Here is a 211-nt window from a genome sequence, read left to right on the forward strand (position 1 = left end):
AGGGTTGGAGAATCGGCACCTAAGGTATCGCTGCCTGGTCCGGTTGTAATAACGTTGCCGAGAACTGGAGCCGTTGCATCTTCCTCCACAGAGTTTGCATCATCTGCAGCCTCAGGAGCGGTATCGACGATCTGGATATCCAGGGTGTCGGTTGCGGTTTGACCGGTCAGGTCAGTGACCTCGACCACAAACTGGTCGACAATATTGGTAT

Annotated in this window: 1 protein-coding gene; it reads right to left on the reverse strand. The window is 53.6% G+C overall.

The genetic code is table 11. The annotated features are described in order from the left end of the window. Positions 1-211: hypothetical protein (locus FCL48_RS25135; protein WP_169309387.1), on the reverse strand; the 211-nt coding region annotated here is incomplete at both ends.

Source organism: Desulforhopalus sp. IMCC35007 (assembly GCF_005116575.1).
GTDB lineage: Bacteria > Desulfobacterota > Desulfobulbia > Desulfobulbales > Desulfocapsaceae > Desulforhopalus_A.